The sequence below is a fragment of the Streptomyces sp. NPDC051243 genome (genome assembly GCF_044455405.1).
Lineage (GTDB): Bacteria > Actinomycetota > Actinomycetes > Streptomycetales > Streptomycetaceae > Streptomyces.
Genome location: NZ_JBITES010000007.1, coordinates 203,992 through 227,630 on the forward strand (window position 1 = coordinate 203,992; position 23,639 = coordinate 227,630).

Genomic DNA, 23,639 nt, shown 5'->3' on the forward strand with positions numbered 1-23,639 from the left:
TCACACCGTATTGCCATGCAACCGATGAGAGGGGATCTCACATGACCGCCACCGACCACCGCCCCTGGCGCGGCGTCCTCGTCGCCACCGCGCTCCCGTTCAACGACGATCTCTCCGTCGACCACGGCAGGTTCGCCGAGCACTGTGCCTGGCTGGTCGAGAACGGCTGCGACGGTGTCGTGCCGAACGGCTCGCTCGGCGAGTACCAGGTCCTCACCCCCGAGGAGCGGGCCAGGGTCGTCGAGACGGCCGTCGCCGCCATCGGCGGTGCGCGCGTGATGCCGGGGGTCGCCGCCTACGGGTCCGCCGAGTCCCGCCGCTGGGCCGAGCAGGCGCGAGACGCCGGCTGCCACGCCGTGATGCTGCTGCCGCCCAACGCCTACCGCGCCGACGAGCGTTCCGTCCTCGCCCACTACGCCGAGGTCGCCGGGGCGGGCGTGCCCGTCGTGGCGTACAACAACCCCATCGACACCAAGGTCGACCTCCTGCCCGAGCTGCTCGCCGAACTGCACGGCGAGGGATACATCCACGCCGTCAAGGAGTTCTCCGGCGATGTCCGCCGCGCGTACCAACTCGCCGAGCTCGCCCCGGAACTCGACCTGCTGATCGGTGCCGACGACGTGCTGCTGGAGCTGGCGATCGCCGGTGCCAAGGGCTGGGTGGCCGGCTACCCGAACGCGTTGCCGAAGTCCTCCGTCGAGCTGTACCGCGCGGCCGTCGGCGGTGACCTCGGCACGGCCAGGAAGCTGTACGAGCAGTTGCACCCGCTGCTGCGCTGGGACTCCAAGGTCGAGTTCGTGCAGGCGATCAAGCTCTCGATGGACATCGTCGGCCGCCACGGGGGACGCTGCCGTCCACCGCGGGTACCGCTGCTGGCCGGGCAGGAGGCGGCGGTCCGCGCCGCCACCGAGAGGGCCGTCGCCGCAGGGCTCGCGTAACCACACCCGCGCCGATCGCAAAGGAGGCTGGACCGTGCGCAGCAAACTCGTCCTGCACGCCGTCGACTCGCACACCGAGGGCATGCCCACCCGCGTCATCACCGGCGGCATCGGCACGATCCCCGGCGCGACCATGAACGAGCGGCGCCTGCACTTCCGCGAACACCGCGACGACATCAAGCAGCTTCTGATGAACGAGCCGCGCGGCCACTCGGCGATGAGCGGCGCCATCCTCCAGCCGCCCACCCGCCCCGACTGCGACTGGGGAGTCGTCTACATCGAGGTCTCCGGCTATCTGCCGATGTGCGGGCACGGAACCATCGGCGTCGCCACGGTGCTCGTCGAGACCGGCATGGTCGAGGTCGTCGAGCCGGTCACCACGATCCGGCTCGACACCCCGGCGGGCCTCGTCGTCGCCGAGGTGGCGGTGGAGGACGGCGCCGCGAAAGCGGTCACCCTCCAGAACGTGCCGTCCTTCTCCGTCGGCCTCGACCGCAAGATCACATTGCCCGACGGGCGCACGGTGACATACGACATGGCGTACGGCGGCAACTTCTACGCCATCCTGCCGCTGGAGCAGTTCGGGCTGCCCTTCGACCGCTCTCGCAAGGACGACATCCTGGCGGCGGGCCTCTCCCTGATGGCGGCGATCAACGCGGAGGAGGAGCCCGTCCACCCCGAGGACCCGTCGATCCACGGCTGCCACCACGTCCACCTGATCGCCCCCGGCGCCACCGCCCGGCACTCCCGGCACGCCATGGCGATCCACCCCGGCTGGTTCGACCGCTCACCCTGCGGCACGGGCACCAGCGCGCGGATGGCGCAACTGCACGCGCGCGGCGAACTCCCGCTGCACACCGAGTTCGTGAACGAGTCCTTCATCGGCACCCGGTTCACCGGGCGCCTCCTCGGCACCACCGAGGTCGCGGGCCTCCCGGCTGTCCTGCCGAGCTTCACCGGCCGCGCCTGGGTCACCGGCACGGCGCAGTACCTGCTCGATCCGTCCGACCCGTTCCCGGCCGGGTTCGTGCTGTAGGGCCAGGGCGGCGCGACCGAAGGCACCGGGGATAATGGCGGGTACCGCGTGACATTGCACCCCGCCGCCCGTGGCGCCACCGACCGCGTGACACCGCACCAGCTAGGAGACCCCGCATGGCCGCCCAGCGCACCAGCGCCCCGCCCACCGCAGCCGCCCCGTCGCTGCCCATCCTGGGCGGCAAGAAGAGCAGCTACCGGGAACGGGTCGCCGACGCCCTGCGAGCGGCGCTGATCGCCGGGGAACTGCTCCCGGGCGAGGTGTACTCCGCGCCGACGCTCGCCGCCCGCTTCGGCGTCTCGGCGACACCGGTGCGCGAGGCCATGCTGGACCTGGTGAAGGAGGGCCTGGTCGACACCGTGCCCAACAAGGGGTTCCGGGTCACGGCCGTCTCCGAGAAGCAACTCGACGAGTACAAGCACATCCGCGCGCTCATCGAGATCCCCACGGTGGTGGAGCTGGCCCGGGCTGCCGACAAGGTCTCCCTGGAGGCGCTGCGCCCCGCCGCCCGGGAGATCGTCCAGGCCGCCGTCTCCGGGGACCTCATCGCCTACGTCGAGGCCGACACCCGCTTCCACCTCGGCCTGCTCGCCCTCGCCGGCAACGCCCACCTCGTCGAGGTCGTCGGCGACCTCCGCAAGCGCTCCCGCCTCTACGGCCTCACAGCGCTCGTCGAGGCCGGCCGGTTGCTGGCCTCCGCCGAGGAGCACCTCGAACTCCTCGACGCGCTGATCGCCCGCGACGAGAAGGCCGTACGCGAGGTCATGACCCGCCACCTCGGGCACGTCCGTGGGCTGTGGGCTGCCAAGTAGACCCGCCCCCCGCCCTCTGCAACGTCACCGTGGAGGCGTATCCGACTTCGTGACCGCATCCCGCCCGACCCCGCGCTTCGCCGCCTGGATCTGTGCGTACACATGGGTGCGCAGCTCGGCGAAGTGCGGGTCCGCGCGGGTGTGCAGCTGGTCGCGTTCGGCGGGCAGTTCGACCTTGAGCTGCTCCTGGACGACGGTGGGGGAGGCGGACAGCACGATGACCCGCTCGCCCAGATACACGGCCTCGTCGATGTCGTGGGTGACGAACAGGATCGTGATCCCGCGCTCCCGCCACAGCCCCCGGACGAGGTCCTCCAGATCGGCTCGCGTCTGCGCGTCCACCGCCGCGAACGGCTCGTCCATCAGCAGGACACGGGGCTCGTACGCCAGCGCCCGCGCGATGGCGACGCGCTGCTGCATACCGCCGGACAACTGCCACGGGTACGCCCCCACGGCGTCCGCGAGCCCCACCGACTCCAGCGCGTCCCGCACCAGTTCCCGGCGCCGCGCCTTGCTCAAGTCCTTCTGCTTCAGCGGGAGTTCGACGTTCTCGTCGACCCGCATCCAGGGGAAGAGACTGCGCCCGTACTCCTGGAAGACGAAGGCCGTCCCGGGCGGCGGGCCGCTCACCCTCCGCCCCTCCAGGAGCACCTCCCCACTCGTCGGCGTGAGCAGCCCGCCCATGCACTTCAGCAGGGTCGTCTTGCCGCAGCCCGACGGGCCGACGAGACAGACCAGTTCGCCTGCGTCGACCGTGAAGGTGAGGTCGCGCACGGCCTCCACACGCCGCCCGGAACCCTCGTAGACCTTCTTCAGGCCCCGTACGTCGAGCATGCAACGCCCCTTCTCGAGTGTCACGGCGACCGCCGGGTCGAAGCGCGTAGACCGTGGTACCAGCCGAGGACCCGTCGCTCGACCAACTGGAAGACGACCGACAGCAAGAACCCGAGCAGACCGAGCACGAGGATGCCGGTCCACATGTCCGGGATCGCGAAGCCCCGCTGGAACTGGACGATGGTGAAGCCGAGTCCGTTGCTGGCGGCGAACATCTCGCTGATCACCATCAGGATGATGCCGATGGACAGGGCCTGGCGCAGACCCGCGAAGATCTGCGGGCTCGCCGAGGGCAGCACCAGGTGCCTCAGCCGTGCCGTGCCCTTGACTCCGTACGACCGTGCCGCCTCCACCATCACCGGGTCCACCGCCCGCACACCCTCGACCGTGTTGAGCAGGATCGGCCACACACAGCCGCTCGCGATGACCGTGACCTTCATCGTGTCGCCGATGCCCGCGAACAGCATGATGACCGGCACCAGCACCGGCGGCGGCACCGCCCGCAGGAACTCCAGGACCGGCTCGCACACGGCCCGCACGCGTCGGTAGGAGCCGATGACGGTACCGACCGTCACGCCGACGACGGCCGCCAGCCCGTAACCACCGGTCAGCCGCAGGACGCTGGGAAGCACGTCCTCCCGCAGCCGCTCCGCCGTCCACACGTCGGGGAAGGCCTCCAGGATCGTCCGCAGCGGAGGCCGGTACACATCCGTGCTGCCCGCCGAAGCCACCCACCAGACGGTGACCAGCACGGCCGGCAGCGCGAACACGAACACCAGCCGCAACAGCACACTCCCCCGAGCTCTCGACTTCGCTCGACCAGGGGGGACCCCCATCACACCGCCACCTCCCCGCGCACCGACTGATGCCAGGCCAGCGCGCGCCGCTCCACGGTCCGCGCGCCCACGTTGATCAGCAGCCCCAGCAGCCCGGTCACCACGATCAGCGCGTACATCTCGGGCACGGCCTGCGAAGCCTGAGCCACGCCGATCCGCTTGCCCAACCCCGGTGCGCCGATGACGAGTTCGGCGGTGATGGCGAGGATCAGCGCGACGGCCGCCGCGAGGCGTACACCGGTCATGACGTACGGCAGCGCGGTCGGCCACAGCACATGCCGGATCCGGGCCCAGGTGCCGAGGCCGTACGACCGTGCCGTCTCGTCGGCGACGGGGTCGACGTCCTGGACGCCGTACAGGACCTGGACCAGCACCTGCCAGAAGGACGCGTAGACGACGAGGAGGAGCACCGAGCGCAGTTCGGTGCCGTAGAGCAGCACCGCGAGCGGGATGAGCGCGACCGACGGGATGGGGCGCAGGAACTCGATCGTGGAGGCCGTCGCCGCGCGCAGATACGGCACGACCGAGACGACGACGCCGATCACGATGCCCGCGCAGGAGGCGATCGCCAGGCCCAGCGCCCAGCCGGTGAGCGTGTCGCCGAGCGCGGTCCAGAAGGCGGAGTCGGCGGCCTCGTCCGCGAGCGCGTCGGCGATACGGCTGGTCGGCGGGAAGTAGGCCTCCTTGACCAGGCCGAGCCGCGGCACCGCCTCGCCCAGGGCGAGGAAGACCGCGAGCCCGGCCGCACCGAGTGCGACGTTCGCGCCCCTCATGCGGGTGAACCCCTCATGTGTCCCCGTCCCTCACGGCAGCAGCGCGTCCAGGTCGGGCGTCTTCTTGAAGAGGCCGTCCTCCTCGCCGAGCTTCATCAGGGCCTCGATGGACGAACGGTTCGCCTCGGCCGGCCACTTGGGGAGGGTGACCTGTTCCAGCACGTTCGCGGGGATCTTGGTGTACGTCGTGACGATCTGCCGGGCCTCGTCCGGGTGGGCCTCGGCGTACGCGAGGGACTCGGCGGTGGCGGTCTGGAACTTCTTGACCACGTCCGGGTTCTGCTGCGCGTACCGCGTCGAGGTGAAGTACATCGCGACGGTGAGCTCCGGCGCGATGTCGACCAGCGGAGAGGCGATCTCCCGGCCGCCCTGGCTGCGGATGGTGGCGGTCGCCGGCTCGACCACGCACGCGGCGTCGATCTGGCCCTGGTCGAGAGCGGCGGGCATCTGGTCGAAGGCCATCTCGACGAGTTGCACCTTGTCCGGGTCGCCGCCGTCCTTGCGCACCGCCTGGCGGACCGCGGTCTCGTTGATGTTCTTCAGGGTGTTGATGGCGACCTTCCTGCCCTCCAACTGCTTGGGCGACTTGACGGGGCTGTCCTTCTTGACCATGAGGCCGTTGAAGTCCTTTCCCCGCTCGCCGGTCGAGGCGATGCCGTTCGCGACGGCCTTCACCGGAACGCCGTTGGTCTGAGCCACCATCAGGGACGTCACATTGCTGAACCCGAACTGGAACTGACCGCTCGCCACACCCGGCACGATGGCGGCACCACCCTGTGCGGTGGTGAACTCCAGTTTCAGGCCCTGCTTCTCGAAGAAGCCCTTCTTCTGGCCGAGGTAGAGCGGCGCGACATCGACGATCGGGATGAGCCCGAGCTTGACGGTGGTGATCCCTCCGGACGACGAACCCGCATCCGGTGAACCGCCGTCGGACGAGCCACAGGCCGTCGCGACGAACAGCAGGGCGCCGGCGGTGAGACCGGCGGACAGACGACGCATGGCTCCTCCTGTACAGACAACGGTGCGATGCAAGGGTGTTCCGACAGGTTGTGCGCAAGGCGCACAGTAGTGCGCGTACTTGCCCAGCGGGAAGGTAGAAGTCTCAAACGGATCAGGCCAATGGTTCGCCGACACTATTGTTGACACTTCTGGAGGTGGCGATGTCCGCCGAAGCCCGCGCACCGCACTTCGTGAAGTCCTTCGAGCGTGGCCTCGCCGTCATCCGCTCCTTCGACGCCGAGCATCCCGCCCGCACGCTCAGCGAGGTCGCCCACACCTGCGACCTGACCCGCGCCGCGGCCCGCCGGCTGCTGCTGACCCTCGCGGACCTCGGCTATGTCCACCAGGACGGCCGCCTCTTCCGTCTCACCCCGCGTGTGCTGGAACTCGGCTACTCCTACCTCTCCAGCTACACGCTGCCCGAGATCGCCGAGCCGCACCTGGAGCAACTCGTCGACCGGGTAAGGGAGTCGTCGTCGCTGTGCGTCCTGGACGGCGAGGACATCGTGTACGTGGCGCGGGTACCGACCCGTCGCATCATGACCGCGTCCATCACGGTCGGCACGCGTTTCCCGGCATACGTGACCTCGGTGGGCAGGGTGATCCTCGCGCACCTCCCGGACGAGGAGATCGAGGCGCGGCTCGCCCGCGCGGACCTGCGCCCGCTGACCGCCCGCACGATCCTCTCCCCGGACGCCCTGCGCGCCGAACTGCGCCGGGTGCGCCGGCAGGGATACGCCGTCGTCGACCAGGAACTGGAGGAAGGGCTCCGGTCGGTGGCCGCCCCGGTGCGGGAGCCGCACGGCGAGGTGGTGGCCGGCGTGAACATCGCGGTGCACGCCGGCCGCACCTCGGTGGACTCGATCCGTGCGGAGCTACTGCCGCATCTCCTCGCGGCGGTGGCCCGGATCGAGGCCGACCTCAGGATCACAGGTCCAGCACGAGCCGCTGCCCACGGCACCGGGACACACAGATCATCATCGTCTCGCCGCTCTCCTGCTCCTCGGCAGTGAGCACGGAGTCCCGATGCTCGGGGGTGCCGTCGAGGACATCGGTCTCACAGGTGCCGCAGGTGCCCTCGGTGCAGGAGAACAGCACCTCGACACCTGCGGCGCGCACGGCGTCGAGCACGGAGACGTCCGCGGGCACGGTGAGCGTACGGCCGCTCTGCGCGAGCTCGACCTCGAACTCGGTGTTCGCGCCCGCCTGTTGCTCCTTGGCCTGGAACCGCTCCACGTGCAGGATCCCGCCGGGGCACCGCTCCTCGACCGCGTCCAGCAGCGGCCCGGGGCCGCAGCAGTAGACGAGGGTGCCCGCGGGGACGTCGTCGAGCACCGCGCCCAGGTCCAGCAGCCCGGTCTCGTCCTGCGGCGCGACGGTCACCCGGTCGCCGTAGCGGCCCAACTCGCCGGTGAACGCCATGGACCGACGGGTACGGCCGCCGTAGAGCAGCGTCCACTCGGCGCCCGCCGCCTCGGCCGCCGCCAGCATCGGCAGGATCGGTGTGATGCCGATGCCGCCGGCGATGAAGCGGTACCGGGCTGCGGACTCCAGCCGGAAGTGATTGCGCGGCCCGCGCACCCGCACCTTGTCGCCCAGGCCCAACTGCTCGTGCACATGGGCGGATCCACCCCGGCCGTCCGGCTCCCGCAGCACCGCGATCCGCCAGGCGTACCGGTCCGCCGGATCGCCGCACAGCGAGTACTGCCGCTCCAGCTCCGGACCGAGGACGACATCGACGTGCGCGCCCGGCTCCCACGCCGGGAGCTCCTCGCCCAGGGGATGGCGCAGGGTGAGTGCGAGCACGCCGTCGGCCGCGAACTCCCGGCGGTCGACGACGAGTTCGGCTTCGTACACGGTTACGGTCATGAGGTCTTTCCCTGCGGCTGGTGTCCCTGGGGGTGGGCGAGCATCCACTCCCACATCTCCACCGGGTCCTTCGCGGTGTGCTCGCGGCCGCAGTGACAGGTGCCGTGCAGGATGTCGGTGCCCGGCAGCCAGTCGATGCGGTAGATCTCTCCGGTGGGGCTCGTGCTCACAGGACCTTCTCCACGGGCTTGTCGCCCTCCTCGACCAGCCGGGCGAGGATACGGCGGGCGGCCAGACCACCGGTGTCGATGTTGATGCTCAGCTCCTGGTAGCCGGTGCGCTCGGTGCCGAGGGTCTTCTGCAGCAGGTTGAGGGCGGTGACGTCCTGCATGACGACGGTGTGGTTGTTGCCCCGCAGGAACTCGGTGACCTCCTCGTCGTCCGTCGCCCAGTCCCGGGAGACCGCCCAGAAGTCGTACACCTTGCCGTCGCCGGACGGCGTGATCGCGTACGTCACCTCGGTGTGGAACCCGTTCGGGTCGCTGCCGTCCGGCTCGGGCACCACACCGACCGGAGCGACACGGCTGTGCAGCAGGTACAGGCACGGGGCGTGGTACTCGATGTCCTGCCAGCGGGTGATGCGGCCCTCGATGCCGGTCGACTTGGCGTAGAACGGCGGGCACTCGGCGTCGTCCATGTGCCGGCTCACCCGGACGATCCCGGCGCCCTCGTCGACCTCCGTGGTGATCGGCGTCTCGGCGACCTCGGGGGTGCCGATGTAGCCGCCGTGCAGGTACGTCTCGTGGGACAGGTCGAGGAGGTTGTCGACGAGCAGCCCGTAGTCGCAGTCGATGGGCTCCATACCGCGCACGGTGACCCAGCCGGGCGAGTCGAGGTGCTTGGCCCGGGGGATGCCCTCGGGGTCGGCGAGGGGCGGGTCGCCGATCCAGACCCAGATCAGGGAGTCCTGCTCCACGACGGGGTACGAGGCGACGCGCGCCGTCCGCGGGACGCGCTTCTGCCCCGGCACATACACACACGTACCGGTCGTGTCGTACGTGAACCCGTGATACCCGCACACGATCCGGTCACCGTCGAGGCGGGTCGGGGCCTCGGACAGCGGATAACGGCGGTGCACACACCGGTCGTGCAGGACGACCGGCGTCCCCTCCTCCTCGGTGCGGTAGAGCACGAGGGTCTCCCCGAGGATCGTGCGCCCGAGCAACTCGCGCCCGACCTCATGGCTGTAGGCGGCGACGTACCACTGGTTCCTGGCGAAGGCGGTCGTGTGAGGCATGGGGTTCCCGTCCCTGTCGGCGGGGCTTCGTCGCCCCGCGTGCCGTGGTTGGACTCAGGGTCCTGACGGGTGCGGTCGCCGCGCAAGGCGGCTTCTGCCAGGCGGAAGTGTCTCTGTGAAGGAGCTGGTCAGGGCCTTGTCGGCGTCTCGCTCATCACTGGCAGGGGGCGCGGGTCGGTGGCGTTCACGGTCTTTTCCTCCGTCACCGTCTTCGGCCTGATCTGTGCCTGGGCATCCATCGTGACCAGCCACCTCAGGTTCCGGAAAGCCAAGGCCAGAACCGGCCAGGTGGACCAGATCCGCTACAAGGTGTCGTTCCACCGAAAGCTGTTGCGGACGACAGGGATGCGGAGCTGGGGGCGTGGCATGGTGCGTCCCAGACGAGGGGGAGGCCTTGCGGATCCAGGTGTCCTTCTCGAGCGTGTCGAGGAGGAAGCGGGCAAGATCGGCGCGGTTGATCCGCGTCCCCGGCTTCTCGGTGCCGGCCTCGGCGGCGCGCAGAGCGCCGCTCATCGACCTGCCCGCGCCCCTGATCCTGTGCAGCTCGATCAGGTTCATGACGGTCACGTCGCGGGGTGCCCGATCTCGGACTCGGACACGACCGTCGCCGACGGGCCGCCGTCCCCGTCGTTCGCCGAAAACCTGCCTACGGCTGTCGTCGATGGGCGTGCCGTGCCGAGCCACCCGGCGCCCGTACTCCAGCGCAACCGCCTTCGGCGGGCCGGGCTGGGCGAGGGCGGTGATGTCGCTGAGGGTGCCGGTGCCCTGGCTCTGCGAGCCCTTGATGGTGAAGGTGAAGCTCCACTTGCTCTCGGTGGGCAGGGACTGCACGTCCAGGCCCCAGACCGACAGCTTCCGCGGGTGGCGCGACAGCTGGCTCCCCATGCCGCCGAAGCCGCCGGCTCCTCCGGCCTCCTGACCGGGGGCGGTCATGGGCAGGGTGCCGGACCTGCCCTTGATTCCGCCGTCGGGGGCGAAGGCGAAGTCCAGCGACTGCTCGGCGCGCAGGGGCCACCTGGAGAAGCCGACCGTCAGGTTGTACGGGTCGACCTTCACCTTTTCGGTGTGGACGATGTCGACCGGCTCGTATGCCTGGGCGGCCGGGGCCGAGACGAACAGCGTGGCCGCGATGGTGCCGAGCGCGAGGAACAGGGCTCGGATCCGGTGCGTTCGGGGGTACATCAGTTCAGCGGCCTTCCTGGTCGAGCTCGAGTGCTGATGACGGCCGGCGCGCCGAGGGGCTCAGCGTTCCAGAGCCTTGTGCGCCGTCTCCGGCAGCCGCAGATACACCAGCGACGAGCCGAGGCAGAGCACGGCGACGTACCAGGGGAAGAGGTCAGCGTGCCCCAGCTCCTTGAACAGCGTGCCGACGTACGGCGCCGTACCCCCGAACACCGCCACCGTCAGCGAGTACGGGAACCCGATCCCCGCCGCCCGCACCCGCGGCGGGAACACCTCGGCGTTCACGGCCGCGCTGATCGAGGTGAACCCGGTCAGCAGCACCATGCCCGCGCACTGCACGAGCAGCAGCACCGCGAACGAGTCGCGCAGGGCGTGCAGCAGCGGGACGGTGAGGAGGGTGAAGCCCAGGCCGAAGAAGAGGAGCAGGGGGCGGCGGCCGAAGCGGTCGGACAGGAGGCCGCCGAGGGGCTGGAGCAGGCCGAAGAAGGCCAGTGAGATGGTGCCCGCGAGGAGCGCGTCGGACTTCTCGATGCCCGCGTTGAGTTCGGCGTACGTCGGCAGATACGACGTCCACGTGTAGTACGCGATCGTGCCGCCCGCGGTGATGCCGCAGATCAGCAGGGACTGGCGAGGATGGCGGCGCAGTGCCTCCAGCAACCCGGGACGCGGGGCCTGTTGCTGCTCGGTGCTCCGGGTCTCTTCGGCGCCCTGCCGGATCCAGAAGCCGACCAGGCTGAGGACGGCGCCGAGGACGAACGGCAGCCGCCAGCCCCAGCCGTTCATCTGCCCGTCGTTCAACGTGTCCACCAGCAGCGTCGCGATACCGGACGCGACAAGCTGCCCTGCGGTCGTCGACACGTACTGGAAGCTGGAGAACAGCCCGCGGCGACCGGGTCCCGCCGACTCCACCAGGAACGTCGTCGACGCCGCGAACTCGCCGCCCACGGACAGGCCTTGGAGCAGCCGCGCCAGGACGAGCATCACCGGAGCCAGCACACCGGCGGCCTCGTAGGTCGGTGTCAGCCCGACCAGCAGACTGCTGCCGCCCATCAGGAGGATGGTGATCGTCAGGGCCGCTCGCCGCCCGTGCCGGTCCGCGATCGCGCCCATGAGCAGTCCGCCCACCGGCCGCATGAAGAAGCCCACCGCGAAGACCGCGAACGTCGACAGCAGCGGCACCAACGAGTTGTCCGCGCTCTTGGGGAAGACCTCGGCCGCGATGTAGGTGGCGAGGAAGGTGTAGGCGTACCAGTCGTACCACTCCACGGCGTTGCCGACCGAGGCGGCGAGGAGCTGGCGTACGGGCCGTGAAGCCGGCGGGGAATCCGTGCGCGTCGTCTCTGTCATGATCGCGACCATCCCCGCACCCCGGCCCCGGCACACCTCACGTACCCACGACTTTCACACCAGCGCCACCGGACCCTTCCCTGACGTTTGGTGCTCCTGGAACACTCCTTCCGCGCGCATTCCGTCACATGCCTGCCGGTCACATCACCCTCAAGGGGAAGAGGTCCCTCACTCATGCCCGAAGTCAATCGCCGCAGATTCCTTCAACTCGCGGGCGCGACCACGGCGTTCACGGCTCTGTCGAGCAGCATCCAGCGGGCCGCCGCCATCCCGGCGAACCACCGCACCGGGTCGATCGAGGACGTCGAGCACATCGTCGTCCTGATGCAGGAGAACCGTTCCTTCGACCACTACTTCGGCAAGCTGCGCGGCGTTCGCGGCTTCGGCGACCCGCGTCCGGTCAAGCTGGACAACGGCAAGTCGAACTGGCACCAGTCGGACGGCACCAAGGACATCCTGCCGTTCCACCCGACTGCCGAGGACCTCGGCATGCAGTTCCTCGAGGGCCTCCCGCACGGCTGGACCGACGGCCAGCAGGCGTACAACGGCGGCAAGTACGACAAGTGGATCCCCGCCAAGGGCACCACGACGATGGCGTACCTCACCCGTGAGGACATCCCCTTCTACTACGCCCTCGCCGACTCGTTCACCATCTGCGACGCCTACCACTGCTCGTTCATCGGCTCCACCGACCCGAACCGCTACTACATGTGGACGGGCTGCACGGGCAACGACGGCACCGGCGGCGGCCCGGTCCTCGGCAACGACGAGCTCGGCTACGGCTGGACCACCTACCCCGAGCGCCTGGAACAGGCCGGTATCTCCTGGAAGATCTACCAGGACATCGGCGACGGCCTGGACGCGGCCGGCTCCTGGGGCTGGATCGAGGACGCCTACCGGGGCAACTACGGCGACAACTCGCTGCTGTACTTCAACAAGTACCGTGAGGCCAAGCCCGGCGACCCCTGGTTCGACAAGGCCCGCACCGGCACCGACGTCAAGAACGGCGACGGCTACTTCGACCGGCTCAAGGCCGATGTGAAGGCCGGCAGGCTGCCGCAGATCTCCTGGATCGCCGCTCCCGAGGCCTTCACCGAGCACTCCAACTGGCCCACGAACTACGGCGCCTGGTACATCGCCCAGGTGCTGGACGCCCTCACCGCCAACCCCGAGGTCTGGTCGAAGACGGCCCTGTTCATCACCTTCGACGAGAACGACGGCTTCTTCGACCACGTCGTGCCGCCACTGCCGCCGAAGGACGCCTCCCAGGGCAAGTCCACGGTCGACGTCTCGCTCGACCTCTACCAGGGCGACAGCAAGCGCCCCGCCGGTCCGTACGGCCTCGGTCCGCGTGTTCCGATGCTGGTCGTCTCACCGTGGAGCAAGGGCGGTTACGTCTGCTCCGAGACCCTCGACCACACCTCGATCCTGCAGTTCATGGAGCGCCGCTTCGGGGTCAGGGAGACGAATATCTCGCCCTGGCGCCGGACCGTCTGCGGCGACCTGACCTCGGCCTTCGACTTCTCCCGCAAGGACAGCCGCCCCGCCGCGCTGCCGGAGACCGACGAGTACGAGCCGCAGGACCGCGAGCGTCACCCCGACTACAGGCCGACGCCGCCGGCCGACCCGGACATGCCCAAGCAGGAGCGCGGTCTGCGCCCGTCCCGGCCGCTCAAGTACGCCCCGTACGTGGACGGTTCCGTCGACGCGGCGGCGGGCAGGTTCACGCTGACCTTCGCCTCGGGCGCCAAGGCCGGTGCCGCCTTCCACGTCACGTCCGGCAACCGCACCGACGGCCCCTGGATGTACACCACCGAGGCCGGAAAGAGCATCGCCGACACCTGGAACTCGGCCTACTCGAACGGCTCCTACGACCTGACCGTGCACGGCCCGGCAGGCTTCGTGCGCTGGTTCAAGGGCTCGAACAAGGCGGCCGGTCCCGAGGTCACCGCCCGCCCCAAGGGCGACGACATCGAGCTGACGTTCACCAACAAGGGCCGGACGGGCGTCAGTCTGAAGATCGCCAACGGGTACGGCGGTCGCGCCACGACGGTGACGGTCGCGCCCGGCGCCACGGTGCGGCGCTGCATCGACCTGCTGGCGAGCCGGCGCTGGTACGACCTGACCGTCACCTCCGACGCCGACCCGGCGTTCCTGCGGCGGTTCGCCGGACGCGTCGAGAACGGGCGGCCCGGTGTGAGCGACCCGGCGATCATCACCGAGTAACCGGCCGCAGCGGACGGACCGCTCGGATCGCTCGGATCACAGCGGTGTGAGGTGCCCCGGCTCCGCCTGCCGGGGCACCAACGCCGGTTCGGGCGCGGCCGACTCGGGCTCCAGGGCCAGCACGGCGGCCACGGGATGCTCGTCGTCCGGGACAGGGCCGGGGTGGTCGTCCTGCGCGGCCGGCTCGGGTGTCGCGCGGCTGAGCAGCACCACACCCCACGACGCCAGCCCCGCTCCGGCCAGCGCGAGGACGATGCCCGCGGCGCCGCCCTGGAGTCGCTCGCCGAGGAGCACGAGCCCGATCACCGCGGCCGCCAGCGGGTTCGCCAGCGTCACCACGGCCAGCGGCGCGCCGAGGCCGCCCTGGTAGGCGGTCTGCGACAACAGCAGTCCGCTCGCCGCGAAGGCGGCGACCAGCAGCGCCGTGCCGACCACCTGGAGGCCGAGCAGCGGGGAGGAATGGTCGGTCGCGGCCACCGTCACGGTCTGGGTGAGCGCCGAGGCGACCCCGGAGGCGAAGCCGGACGCGGTCGCGTGCCGCAGTCCGGGCCGGGCACCCGGCCGCGACAGCATGCCGATCAGGGCCACGGTCACCCCTGCGACCGCCAGCGCCTCGGGCGTGCTCAGGACGTCCTCGGGGGCGGGACCGGACGCGGTGACGAGGATCGCGGCCAGGCCGGCCAGCGTCAGCGCCGTACCGCGCCACTCGACCGCGCTGACCCGCCGCCCCGCGACCCGCGCGCCCAGCGGCACCGCGGCCACCAGGGTGAGCGCACCGAGCGGCTGCACCACGGTCAGCGGGCCGTACTTCAGGGCCACCACGTGCAGCAGCGCGCCAAAGGCGTTGAGCAGGACCGCCCCCCACCAGGCGCCGGAGCCCAGCAGCCGGCGCAGACCCGAACCCTGCGCACGGAAGGCCAGCCGCTCCTGGGCGACGGCCGCGGCGGCATAGGCGACGGCGGAGAACAGGGACAGGACGACGGCGAGGACGGTGGCGTTCATCGGCCCGCTCCCACCAGGGCGGTCTTCTCGTCCCGGGCGGCGGGCACGGCTTCGCCGGCACCGCGTCCGGCGGACGTGGCGGTACGCCGCCGCGAGCGAAGCGCGATGCGGGTCCCCCCGGACGAGGTCTCGGGGAGGATCACCGCGAGGGCGACACCGAGCATGGCCGTCGCCACGATCGCGTCCAGCCAGTAGTGGTTGGCCGTGCCGACGATGACCAGCAGCGTCAGCAGCGGGTGCAGCAGCCACAGCCACCGCCATCGCGACCGGGTCGCCACGATCAGGCCGATCGCCACCATCAGGGCCCAGCCGAAGTGCAGCGACGGCATCGCCGCGAACTGGTTCGACAGGTGGTCGGTCTCGGGGGAGCCGTACACGGAGGGGCCGTACACCTGTCCGGTGTCGATCAGGCCGGCGGCGGCCGGCATGCGCGGCGGGGCGAGCGGGAACGCCAGGTGCACCACCAGGGCGGCGGCGGTGACGGCGGCCAGGACGCGGCGGGCCCAGACGTAGTGCGCGGGGCGCCGCAGGTAGAGCCAGACCAGGAAGGCCGCGGTGGCCGGGAAGTGGACGGTCGCGTAGTAGGTGTTGGCGAGGTGGACGAGCGCGTCGCCGTGCAGCAGCAGGTTCTGCACCGAGCCCTCGCCGGGCAGGTGGACGGCCCGTTCGAGGTTCCACACCCGGTCGGCGTTGCGGAAGGCCTCGCCGGTGTGGCCCGCGGCCAGTTGCCGGCCGAGCTTGTAGAGGAGGAAGAGCCCTGCGACGAGCAGAAGCTCACGGACCAGCGGAGGCCGCGCTATCGCGTCGGTCTCCGCTTCTGCAGGCTCGGTGCGGCCATTCATTTCCCCCGGCCCTTTCGCCGAACGGTGGGTGGTGCTGGGTGGGCTCGTGGAGGTGCTGACCGCACGGGCACGCCCTACTCATCGATACGGCGACGTACCGAAACGCCCCTGTACCGATACGACACTGTACCGATACGGTGGCGTTCCGGTACAGTGGCGTATCGATAGACGTACGACACACTGGAAGCGCGGCCCCTTCACCCCGGGGAACACCCCGGGTGCCGCACCCGAGCGAGGAGAAGAGCAGATGACGTCGCAGGCCGCGGACGGACCGGAGACGGTCACCGCCTCGCGCCGCTCCAAGATCACGCCCGAGCGTGAGCAGGAGTTCTTCGACGCCGTGCTCGAACAAGTCCGCGAGTGCGGATATGACGCCGTCTCCATGGAGGGCGTCGCCGCCAGCACGCGCTGCAGCAAGTCCACGCTCTACCGGCAGTGGAAGACGAAGCCGCAGTTCGTGGCGGCCGCCCTGCGCGCCAGCCGCCGCACCCGCTTCGAGGGCATCGACACCGGCACGCTCGCGGGCGACCTGCGTCAGGCGGCCCGGGCCGCGGGGGCGTGGTCCGGCAAGGACACCCGGCTGTTCCAGGCCCTCGGCCACGCCGTCATGCAGGACCCGGAACTGCAGCGGGCCCTGCGCGAGGCGCTCATCGACCCCGAGGTCGACGCGCTGAAGGAGATCCTGCGGCGCGGGGTCGAACGGGGCGAGGTCGCCGCCGACCATCCGGCGCTGGAGTACATCCCGGCGCAGATCTTCGGCGTGCTGCGGGCCCGCCCGGTGCTGGAGGGCGAGGACGCCGACCCCGACTACATCGTCCGGTTCGTGGAGGCGGCCGTGCTGCCGACGCTGGGCCTGACCTGAGACTCAGGACGCCGTCCGCGGGATGACCGGACGGTGGCCTGTTCCGCGCCGACCCGTGGGGACGGGGGCGGCGCGCACCCCCCGGCCGGGTGGGGTTCCTCTTGAGCGGAGGGGCGCCCCACCCGGCCGCATCACGTCCGGGGCGAACGGGCGGAGCGGCGGCTCAGACGTCCTGGCCGTTGCCGCCGCCGGTGGACACCTTGATGCCCTCGGCGATCTCGTCGAGGACCGACTGCTTCTCGGTGGTGTCCACGCCGAGGCGGACCACGACCATCTGCCGGTCGTCGACGGGCGAGGGGAAGGCCAGCGACTCGACATAGCCGTCGGTGCCCTTGCTGGTGATCGCCTTCCAGCGGACCAGGTAGCCCTTCTGCCCGGCCACGGTCACCGCCTTGGAGGCCAGCACCTCGTGCGAGGTGATCTCGCCGTACCCCTTGCCGTAGGACTCCTCGGCGTTCGCCGAGATGTCCGCCTTGGCGACCTCCTCGGCCGTGTCGCCCCTCGTGCCGAGCGCCAGCGCCGGAGCCGAGTAGGCGCCGCCCTTCTGGCAGGTCTGGGAGGTCTCGGCGGGGCACTTGTACGTCTCGTCCGACGCCACGTGCGCGCCCCAGTCGATCTGCTGGCCGTACCAGCCGTCCGGGATCGGGATGCTGATCCCGCTCACCGAGTCGGTCACCGAACCGCTGTCCACCTTCGGCGGCTCGGACTGGTCCGGGGAGGGGGACTGCCCGCCGGAACCCCCGTCGCCGCCATCGCCGCCGCCGGAGTCACCGAAGGGGCCGCCCTGACCGCCGCCGGGCCCGCCCTGGCCACCCGGGCCCGGCTGGGAGCCGGCGCTGCCGCCGCCCGAGCCGCCGTCGGCGGTCAGCGCGTACACGCCGACCCCGATGCTCGCGAGGACGACCGCGGCCACGCCCACCGCTATGCCCGTACGCAGTCCGCGCCGCCCGCTCGAGGGCGGCTCGCCGGGATATCCGGGATGCACCGGGTACGCGAGCTGAGCCATGCCGGCCGACGACTGCCCTGAAGGGACCCCGCCGGCGGGTGGATGCGCCGGATACGCCGGAAGAGCCCCTTCGGCGGGCGGCTGTCCGGAAGGCGTCCCGTCGGTGGCCGCCTGTCCTGAGGGAGCCACTTCGGCGCCCGGCTGTCCGGAAGGAGAACCGTCGGCGGCCGACTGCCCCGACAGCGCCCCCTCGCTCGTCGGCTGTCCCGAAGCCGCCCCGCCGGCCGGCGGCTGCCCGGGAGGCGCCCAGTCGGCGGCCGACCCCGCGGGCCGGACCTGGTCCGTCCATGCCTTGCCGTCCCACCAGCGCTCGGTGGGCGGACCGTCACTTTTCCGGCCGGGGTCGGGGTACCAGCCGGGAGGAGTCACCTGCGTCATGGGTCCACCGTATGAGGCCTCGGTGAAAGCGGGATGAGAGGATCCCGCCCCGACGCGCACCGACCTCCGTCCGCGTCACTCCAGGACGAGCCGCACCGGCCGCTCCCGAGCCGGCGGCGGCAGCCGCAGTCCGTCCCGGCCCGGCGTGATCGAACCGAGCACGCGCGCGTACCGGGCGCCGGTCGCCGCGGGCTCCGTTCCCGGCAGGCCGTGCGCGGTCAGGAACCCCAGTACGGCGAACGCGTACGCCTCCTTCGCGTCCGCCGGCAGCCCCAGCTCGTCGGAGGTGCGCAGCGCCACCCCGGGCAGCCGCTGTCCGAGCATCCTCATCAGTACGGGGTTGCGCGTCCCGCCCCCCGAGGCGATCACCTCGGACGCGCCCACCGTGCGTACGGCGTCGGCGACCGTCCGTGCCGTGAGCATGGTCAGGGTGGCGACGACGTCCTCGGCGGGCAGCGTGCCGAACCCGGCCAGAGCGTCCCGCAGATGGCCGAGATGGAACAGTTCCTTGCCGGTCGTCTTGGGCGCGGGGAGCGCGTAGTACGGCTCCTCCAGCAGCCTGCTGAGCAGCGGCTCATGGACGGTGCCGCGACCGGCCACCGCCCCGTCCACGTCGTAGGCCACCCGCCCGCCACTGAAGCCTCCCCCAGACTCCGTCCGGGGGGGACCCCCATCTCGCTTCGCTCGCCGCCGCGTCGATCAGCGCGCACCCCGGCCCGGTGTCGAAGGCCGTGCCGTCGGGCGCGGTGAGGTTGGCGATGCCGCCGAGGTTGAGGGCGACGGGCGTGCCCGGCCGGCCGCGCAGCCACAGCAGGTCGACCAGGCTGACCAGCGGTGCGCCCTGACCGCCGGCGGCGATGTCACGCGGCCGGAAGTCGGCGACGACCGGCAGCCCGGTCGCCTCGGCGATCCACGCGGGCTGCCCGAGCTGAAGGGTGCCGTACACCTGCCCCGCCTCGGCCCAGTGGTACACGGTCTGCCCGTGCGAGGCCACCAACTCCGCCCGCCCGTCGCACAGTTCACGGTCCGCCCGGACAGCCGCCGCCGCGAATGCCTGCCCGATCCGCGTGTCGAGCCGGCACACCTCGGACATCGAGGCCGTCCCCGGCGGCAGCGCCGCGGCCAGCGCCTCGCGCAGCGCCTCGTCGTACGCCTGGCTCACCAGCCCCAGCGGCCTGAGGACCAGGCCGTCCCCGACGAGGCTCAGGTCGGCGGCGGCCGCGTCGATGGCGTCGTACGACGTGCCCGACATCAGGCCGATCACCCGCATCCGTTCAACTCGCCTTCCCGTGTGCTCTCCCGGCCAGCGCGAGAACGCTCACCGCGCAGGTCGCGGCAGCGTAGTACGCGGGGACGTCCACGTCGCCGGTCCGTTCGACCGTCTCCGTGATGATGAGCCCGGCGCAGCCCGAGAACACCGCATTGGACAGGGCGTAGGCGAGCCCCAGCCCCGTGTAGCGCACGTTCGTCGGGAACAGCTCGGCGAGCATCGCCGGCCCCGGCCCCGCCATCAGCCCCACCACGGCACCCGCGCCGCACACCGCCGCACCCCGCACGGTGAGGGAAACGGCCGGGTCCTGGAGAAGGTCGAGCAGCGGCACCGCGAGAACCGCCACGAGCACCGCCCCCGCCAGCATCACCGGCCTCCTCCCGACCCGGTCGCTGAGCCACCCCGCCGGCAGGATGGTCACCGCGAACCCGAGGTTGGCCAGCACCGTGGCGATCAGCGCCTGCTGGACTGTCGCGCCCAGCGTGGCCTGCAGATACGACGGCAGCACGACCAGGAAGGTGTACCCGGCCGCCGCCCACCCCATGATCCGCCCGGCGCCCAGCGCGATCGCCCCCACCACCGCCCGTGCCGGTGGCCGCTCGGCCTCGCTCTCCTCCCGGAACGCCGGCGTCTCGTCCAGCCGCAGCCGCAGCCACAACGCGCCCAGCCCCAGGGGCAACGTCAGCAGGAACGGCAACCGCCAGCCCCAGTCGCCCAGTTGCCGCTCGGTCAGCACGGTGGCGAGCAGCGCCGCCGCCCCCGCACCGGCCAGCAGCCCCAGCGCCACGGTGAACGACTGCCACGCCCCGTACAGACCGCGCCGCCCGGATGGCGCGAACTCGGTCATCACCGACACGGCGCCGCCGAACTCGCCGCCCGCCGAGAGCCCTTGCAGCACCCTCAGGAACGTCAGCAGCCAGGGCGCGAGGGCGCCGACCGTGGCGTACGTGGGCAACGCTCCGATCAGCGTCGTCGCCCCGGTCATCAGGATGATCACCAGGATCAGCACCGGTCTGCGGCCGATCCGGTCCCCGAGCCGGCCGAACAGGGCCGCTCCGACCGGCCGGAAGAAGAACGCCAGCGCGAACGAGGCGTACGTCTTCACCAGCGCCTCGGCCTCGCCGCCGCCCTCCGGTGTGAAGAAGCGCGCCGCGATGATCGTCGCGAAGTAGCCGTAGACACCGAACTCGTACCACTCGATGAGGTTGCCCACCGATCCCGCGACCAGGGCCCTGCGGGACCGGACCGTGCTCCGGTCCTGGTTCGTCAGTGTCATTCCCGAACCTTCTGACTGCCGGTCGGACTGCCGGTTCCGACTGCCGTTCGGACAGTCGTTTTTGACTCTCGGTAAGTTTCAGCCGGGCAGGTCGGGGGGCCTTCGCGTCGCCCCCGCGCACCCGCTTTCACCCATCACGGCAACAGCTGCCCTGACCGGCCTCCACTCAGTCAATCGGACGGCTACGCTCGAGGTCCGTACGTCGTTCGGGCGACTTGGGGAGGTAACGGGATGACGGAGGTACGGCCCACACAGGCCGCCTCGGCTTCCCTGTGGGAGCGCGACGAGGAGCTCGCCGCGATCGAGCGGGCCCTCGACACCCTGTGCGCCGACAGGTCCTCCTCGGGCAGCCTCCTGGTGCTGCGCGGCGAGGCGGGACTCGGCAAGACGGCGCTGCTGGGGGAGACACGCCGCATCGCCGAGGCCCGACGCTGCGTGGTGTGGTCCGCGCGCGGCAGCGAGACCCTGAGTTCCGTCCCCTTCAACGTCGTACGGCAGCTGCTGCAGCCCGCGCTGCTGTCGCTGATGCCGGAAGAGGCACGCGAATACCTCGGCGACTGGTACGACATCGCAGGCCCCGCCCTCGGCATAGCGGACCCCGGCGAGCGCCAGGCCGACCCGCAGGGCGTGTGCGACGGCCTGGTCGCCGTCGTACGCCGGCTCGCCCGGCGCGACTGGCCCCTGGTGCTGCTGATCGACGACGCCCACTGGGCCGACCAGGAGACCCTGCGCTGGCTCGCCGCGTTCGCCGAACGCCTCGGCGAACAGAGCGTCATGGTCGTGGTGGCCCGCCGCCCCGGCGAGGTCAGCGGCGACAGCGCCCGCCACCTCGACACCATCGCCGCCGCGGGCTCCTCCGTCGCCAACCTGAGCGCCCTCACCCCGGAGGCCACCGCCGGCCTCACCCGCGCCACCCTGGGCGCGCACGCCGACGCCCCGTTCTGCCGCGAGGTCTGGGCCGTGACCGGCGGCAACCCGTACGAGACCGTCGAACTCCTCGCCAAGGTGCAGGACAGCGAGTTCGAGCCGACCGAGTCCGCGGCCGGCGAACTGCGCGCCCTGAACCGCTCGGCACGCGGCGGCGGCCTCGTCGCCCGCCTGGAGACGCTCGGCATCGACGCCACCCGGTTCGCCTGGGCGGCCGCCATCCTCGGCACCGGCATCACGGTCGACCTGGTGGCCGAACTGGCCACCATGAGCATCGACGACGCCGTGCGCTGCGCCGAGCTCCTGCGCACCGCCCGCATCCTCACCGAGCCCGACCCGGCCGGTGTCCAACCGGACGACGGGGAGCTCCAGTTCGTCCACCCGCTGATCGCCACCGCCGTCTACAACGCCATCCCCGACGCCCTGCGCACCGCCATGCACGGCATCGCCGCCCGCGTCGTCACCGACAGCGGACGCGGCGCCGCGGTCGCCGCCCGCCACCTGCTCGAGGTCCACCCGGACAACGACGAGGAGCTCGTCGAGCAGCTGCGCGAGGCCGCCCGCGAACACCTCGCCGTCGGCGCCCCCGACGCGGCCCGCCGCTGCCTGGAGCGCGCCCTGCTGGAGCCGCCCCTTCCGGAGTCGCACGCGCGCGTGCTCCACGAACTCGGCTGCGCCACCCTCCTCACCGCGCCCGCCACCACCATCGACCACCTCCAGACCGCGCTCGCCATGCCCGGCCTCGACCGCGACGAACGCGTCGACGCCGTCTACCGCCTTTCCCAGGCCCTCCTCCACAACGACCAGTTGGAGGAGGCCGTGCGCACCGTCGAGGCGGAGGCCGCCAAGCACCGGTCCGGCCCCGCCAAACTCCGGCTCCAGGCGGTGCAGTTCATGTGGGAGGGCATCTACGCGGGCGAGGCCGGCTCCCCGGGACGCTCCGCCCGCCTCGCCGACCTCGCCCGGACCTGCACCGGCCGCGACAACTCCGAGCGCGCCCTGCTCATCCTGCGCGGCTTCGACGCCATGGCCCGCGGCGAGAACGCCGAGGAGGTCGTCGGGCTGTGCGACCGCGCCCTCGTCAACGGCCGTCTCGCCCCCGGACTCGGCTGGACCGACCCGGAGTGGGGCATCGAGCTGCTGATGATGCTCGCCAACTCCTATGCCTTCAGCGACCGCCTCGACCGGGCCGAGGCCCTGTACAACGAGGCCCTGCGCGCGTACGAGTCGGCCGGCTGGAGCGGCGGCCACCTCGCCCTGGCCCACGCCTACGTCGGCGTCGGCCACCGCAGGCGCGGCCGGCTCCGCGAGGCCGAGGCGTCCCTGCGCAAGTCGCTGGCGCTCGCCGAGCGCGTCGGCCGCCGCCTGCCCCTGCACTGGTCGGCGACCTGCAACCTCGTGGACACCCTGCTCGCCCGCGGACATGTCGATCAGGCCTGGGAGATCGCCGAACAGTACGGGTTCACCCCGCCCTACCCGTCCACCATCGTCCTGCCCGACCCGCGCTCGGTCCGCGGCCGCCTGCTTCTCGCGGTCGGCCGCACCCAGGAGGGCATCAACGAACTGGAGGAGGCCGAGAAGGCGGCCGCCGTGCGCGGCCACCACAACCCGATCATGGTCCCCTGGGCCGTGGACCTGGCCCGCGCCCTCGCGAGCGAGGACCCGGCGCGCGCCGCCCGCCTCGCCACCGACGTCCGCCGGCACGCCGAGCGCTTCGGTACCGACACGGCCATCGGCGAGGCCCTGCGCTGTGCGGCCGCGCTGGAGACCGGCCAGCGTGCGGTCCGCCTCGCCGAACAGGCCGTCACCTATCTGGAGTCCTCGCCCTGTCAGTACGAACACGCCGCCGCCCGCGTCGAGTACGGCATCGCCGCCCGCTCCTCGGCGGAGCTGCAGCGGGGGCTGACGCTGGCGCGGTCGTGCGGTGCGGACGGGCTGGTGCTGCAGGCCGAGGCGGCGCTGGCCGCGGGAGTGGTGTGAGGCGGGC

Annotated in this window: 20 protein-coding genes and 1 pseudogene; 7 read left to right on the forward strand and 14 right to left on the reverse strand. The window is 71.5% G+C overall.

Annotated features, from left to right (window positions below; translation table 11 throughout):
• Window positions 1-41: 41 nt before the first annotated feature.
• The 3 genes from ACIBAG_RS19480 (at window position 42) to ACIBAG_RS19490 (ending at window position 2,786) form a co-directional block, all read left to right on the forward strand.
• Window positions 42-938, forward strand: a complete 897-nt coding sequence (locus ACIBAG_RS19480; protein ID WP_399106646.1) for a dihydrodipicolinate synthase family protein — start codon at window positions 42-44, stop codon at window positions 936-938.
• Window positions 939-972: 34 nt separating this feature from the next.
• A complete protein-coding gene (locus ACIBAG_RS19485; protein ID WP_399106648.1) occupies window positions 973-1,974 on the forward strand; it encodes a proline racemase family protein in 1,002 nt (333 codons plus the stop codon).
• Window positions 1,975-2,090: 116 nt separating this feature from the next.
• A complete protein-coding gene (locus tag ACIBAG_RS19490; protein ID WP_399106650.1) occupies window positions 2,091-2,786 on the forward strand; it encodes a GntR family transcriptional regulator in 696 nt (231 codons plus the stop codon).
• Window positions 2,787-2,810: 24 nt separating this feature from the next.
• Here ACIBAG_RS19490 and ACIBAG_RS19495 read toward each other — a convergent pair whose 3' ends face one another.
• Genes ACIBAG_RS19495 through ACIBAG_RS19510 form a run of 4 tightly spaced genes read right to left on the reverse strand, consistent with a single transcriptional unit; the run spans window position 2,811 to window position 6,228 of the window.
• Entirely contained in the window at window positions 2,811-3,620 is an 810-nt protein-coding gene (locus tag ACIBAG_RS19495) for an ABC transporter ATP-binding protein (protein ID WP_399106652.1), read from the reverse strand.
• A 20-nt stretch (window positions 3,621-3,640) separates the two neighbouring features.
• Window positions 3,641-4,456 (reverse strand): ABC transporter permease, encoded by an 816-nt coding sequence (locus ACIBAG_RS19500; RefSeq protein WP_399106654.1) that lies wholly within the window; start codon window positions 4,454-4,456, stop codon window positions 3,641-3,643.
• Window positions 4,456-5,229 carry an ABC transporter permease gene (locus ACIBAG_RS19505; protein WP_399106656.1) on the reverse strand — a complete coding sequence of 258 codons (774 nt, stop codon included), beginning with the start codon at window positions 5,227-5,229 and terminating at the stop codon, window positions 4,456-4,458. Before ACIBAG_RS19505 ends, ACIBAG_RS19500 begins: the two co-directional genes overlap by 1 nt.
• 30 nt (window positions 5,230-5,259) lie before the next feature.
• On the reverse strand, window positions 5,260-6,228 hold the full coding sequence (locus ACIBAG_RS19510) for an ABC transporter substrate-binding protein (protein ID WP_399106658.1): 969 nt from the start codon (window positions 6,226-6,228) through the stop codon (window positions 5,260-5,262).
• 161 nt (window positions 6,229-6,389) lie between these two features.
• On the opposite strand from ACIBAG_RS19510, the gene ACIBAG_RS19515 reads away from it, so the two are divergent.
• Window positions 6,390-7,241 carry an IclR family transcriptional regulator C-terminal domain-containing protein gene (locus ACIBAG_RS19515; RefSeq protein WP_399106661.1) on the forward strand — a complete coding sequence of 284 codons (852 nt, stop codon included), beginning with the start codon at window positions 6,390-6,392 and terminating at the stop codon, window positions 7,239-7,241.
• Here ACIBAG_RS19515 and ACIBAG_RS19520 read toward each other — a convergent pair.
• From ACIBAG_RS19520 to ACIBAG_RS19540, 5 genes are read right to left on the reverse strand one after another with little or no spacing between them, the layout of a single operon-like run.
• Window positions 7,156-8,097, reverse strand: coding sequence for a PDR/VanB family oxidoreductase (locus ACIBAG_RS19520; RefSeq protein WP_399106662.1), 942 nt, complete (start codon window positions 8,095-8,097; stop codon window positions 7,156-7,158). The genes ACIBAG_RS19515 and ACIBAG_RS19520 overlap by 86 nt on opposite strands.
• Window positions 8,094-8,267: a hypothetical protein gene (locus ACIBAG_RS19525; RefSeq protein WP_399106664.1), complete on the reverse strand. Its 174-nt coding sequence runs from the start codon at window positions 8,265-8,267 to the stop codon at window positions 8,094-8,096. Before ACIBAG_RS19525 ends, ACIBAG_RS19520 begins: the two co-directional genes overlap by 4 nt.
• Window positions 8,264-9,334, reverse strand: a complete 1,071-nt coding sequence (locus ACIBAG_RS19530; RefSeq protein ID WP_399106666.1) for a Rieske 2Fe-2S domain-containing protein — start codon at window positions 9,332-9,334, stop codon at window positions 8,264-8,266. The genes ACIBAG_RS19525 and ACIBAG_RS19530 overlap by 4 nt, the downstream gene beginning before the upstream one ends.
• A 54-nt stretch (window positions 9,335-9,388) precedes the next feature.
• A complete protein-coding gene (locus ACIBAG_RS19535) occupies window positions 9,389-10,516 on the reverse strand; it encodes a hypothetical protein (RefSeq protein ID WP_399106669.1) in 1,128 nt (375 codons plus the stop codon).
• A 60-nt stretch (window positions 10,517-10,576) separates the two neighbouring features.
• Window positions 10,577-11,875, reverse strand: a complete 1,299-nt coding sequence (locus tag ACIBAG_RS19540) for an MFS transporter (protein WP_399106671.1) — start codon at window positions 11,873-11,875, stop codon at window positions 10,577-10,579.
• A gap of 162 nt (window positions 11,876-12,037) precedes the next feature.
• On the opposite strand from ACIBAG_RS19540, the gene ACIBAG_RS19545 reads away from it, so the two are divergent.
• Window positions 12,038-14,089, forward strand: a complete 2,052-nt coding sequence (locus ACIBAG_RS19545; protein WP_399106673.1) for a phosphocholine-specific phospholipase C — start codon at window positions 12,038-12,040, stop codon at window positions 14,087-14,089.
• A gap of 36 nt (window positions 14,090-14,125) precedes the next feature.
• Here ACIBAG_RS19545 and ACIBAG_RS19550 read toward each other — a convergent pair whose 3' ends face one another.
• Both ACIBAG_RS19550 and ACIBAG_RS19555 read right to left on the reverse strand, forming a co-directional pair.
• Window positions 14,126-15,091: a hypothetical protein gene (locus ACIBAG_RS19550; protein ID WP_399106675.1), complete on the reverse strand. Its 966-nt coding sequence runs from the start codon at window positions 15,089-15,091 to the stop codon at window positions 14,126-14,128.
• Window positions 15,088-15,933 (reverse strand): phosphatase PAP2 family protein, encoded by an 846-nt coding sequence (locus tag ACIBAG_RS19555; protein WP_399106677.1) that lies wholly within the window; start codon window positions 15,931-15,933, stop codon window positions 15,088-15,090. The genes ACIBAG_RS19550 and ACIBAG_RS19555 overlap by 4 nt, the downstream gene beginning before the upstream one ends.
• Before the next feature lie 247 nt (window positions 15,934-16,180).
• On the opposite strand from ACIBAG_RS19555, the gene ACIBAG_RS19560 reads away from it, so the two are divergent.
• Window positions 16,181-16,795, forward strand: coding sequence for a TetR/AcrR family transcriptional regulator C-terminal ligand-binding domain-containing protein (locus ACIBAG_RS19560; RefSeq protein ID WP_399106679.1), 615 nt, complete (start codon window positions 16,181-16,183; stop codon window positions 16,793-16,795).
• 163 nt (window positions 16,796-16,958) lie between these two features.
• On the opposite strand, the gene ACIBAG_RS19565 is transcribed toward ACIBAG_RS19560, so the two are convergent.
• From ACIBAG_RS19565 to ACIBAG_RS19575, 3 genes and pseudogenes are all read right to left on the reverse strand, one after another.
• A complete protein-coding gene (locus ACIBAG_RS19565; RefSeq protein ID WP_399106681.1) occupies window positions 16,959-18,179 on the reverse strand; it encodes a DUF2510 domain-containing protein in 1,221 nt (406 codons plus the stop codon).
• A 75-nt stretch (window positions 18,180-18,254) separates the two neighbouring features.
• Window positions 18,255-19,449 (reverse strand): annotated as a pseudogene (locus ACIBAG_RS19570) (anhydro-N-acetylmuramic acid kinase).
• Window positions 19,450-19,453: 4 nt separating this feature from the next.
• Window positions 19,454-20,725, reverse strand: a complete 1,272-nt coding sequence (locus ACIBAG_RS19575) for an MFS transporter (RefSeq protein ID WP_399106683.1) — start codon at window positions 20,723-20,725, stop codon at window positions 19,454-19,456.
• A gap of 231 nt (window positions 20,726-20,956) precedes the next feature.
• Between ACIBAG_RS19575 and ACIBAG_RS19580 the strand changes: the two genes are divergently transcribed.
• Window positions 20,957-23,632, forward strand: coding sequence for an ATP-binding protein (locus ACIBAG_RS19580; protein WP_399106685.1), 2,676 nt, complete (start codon window positions 20,957-20,959; stop codon window positions 23,630-23,632).
• Window positions 23,633-23,639: the final 7 nt, after the last annotated feature.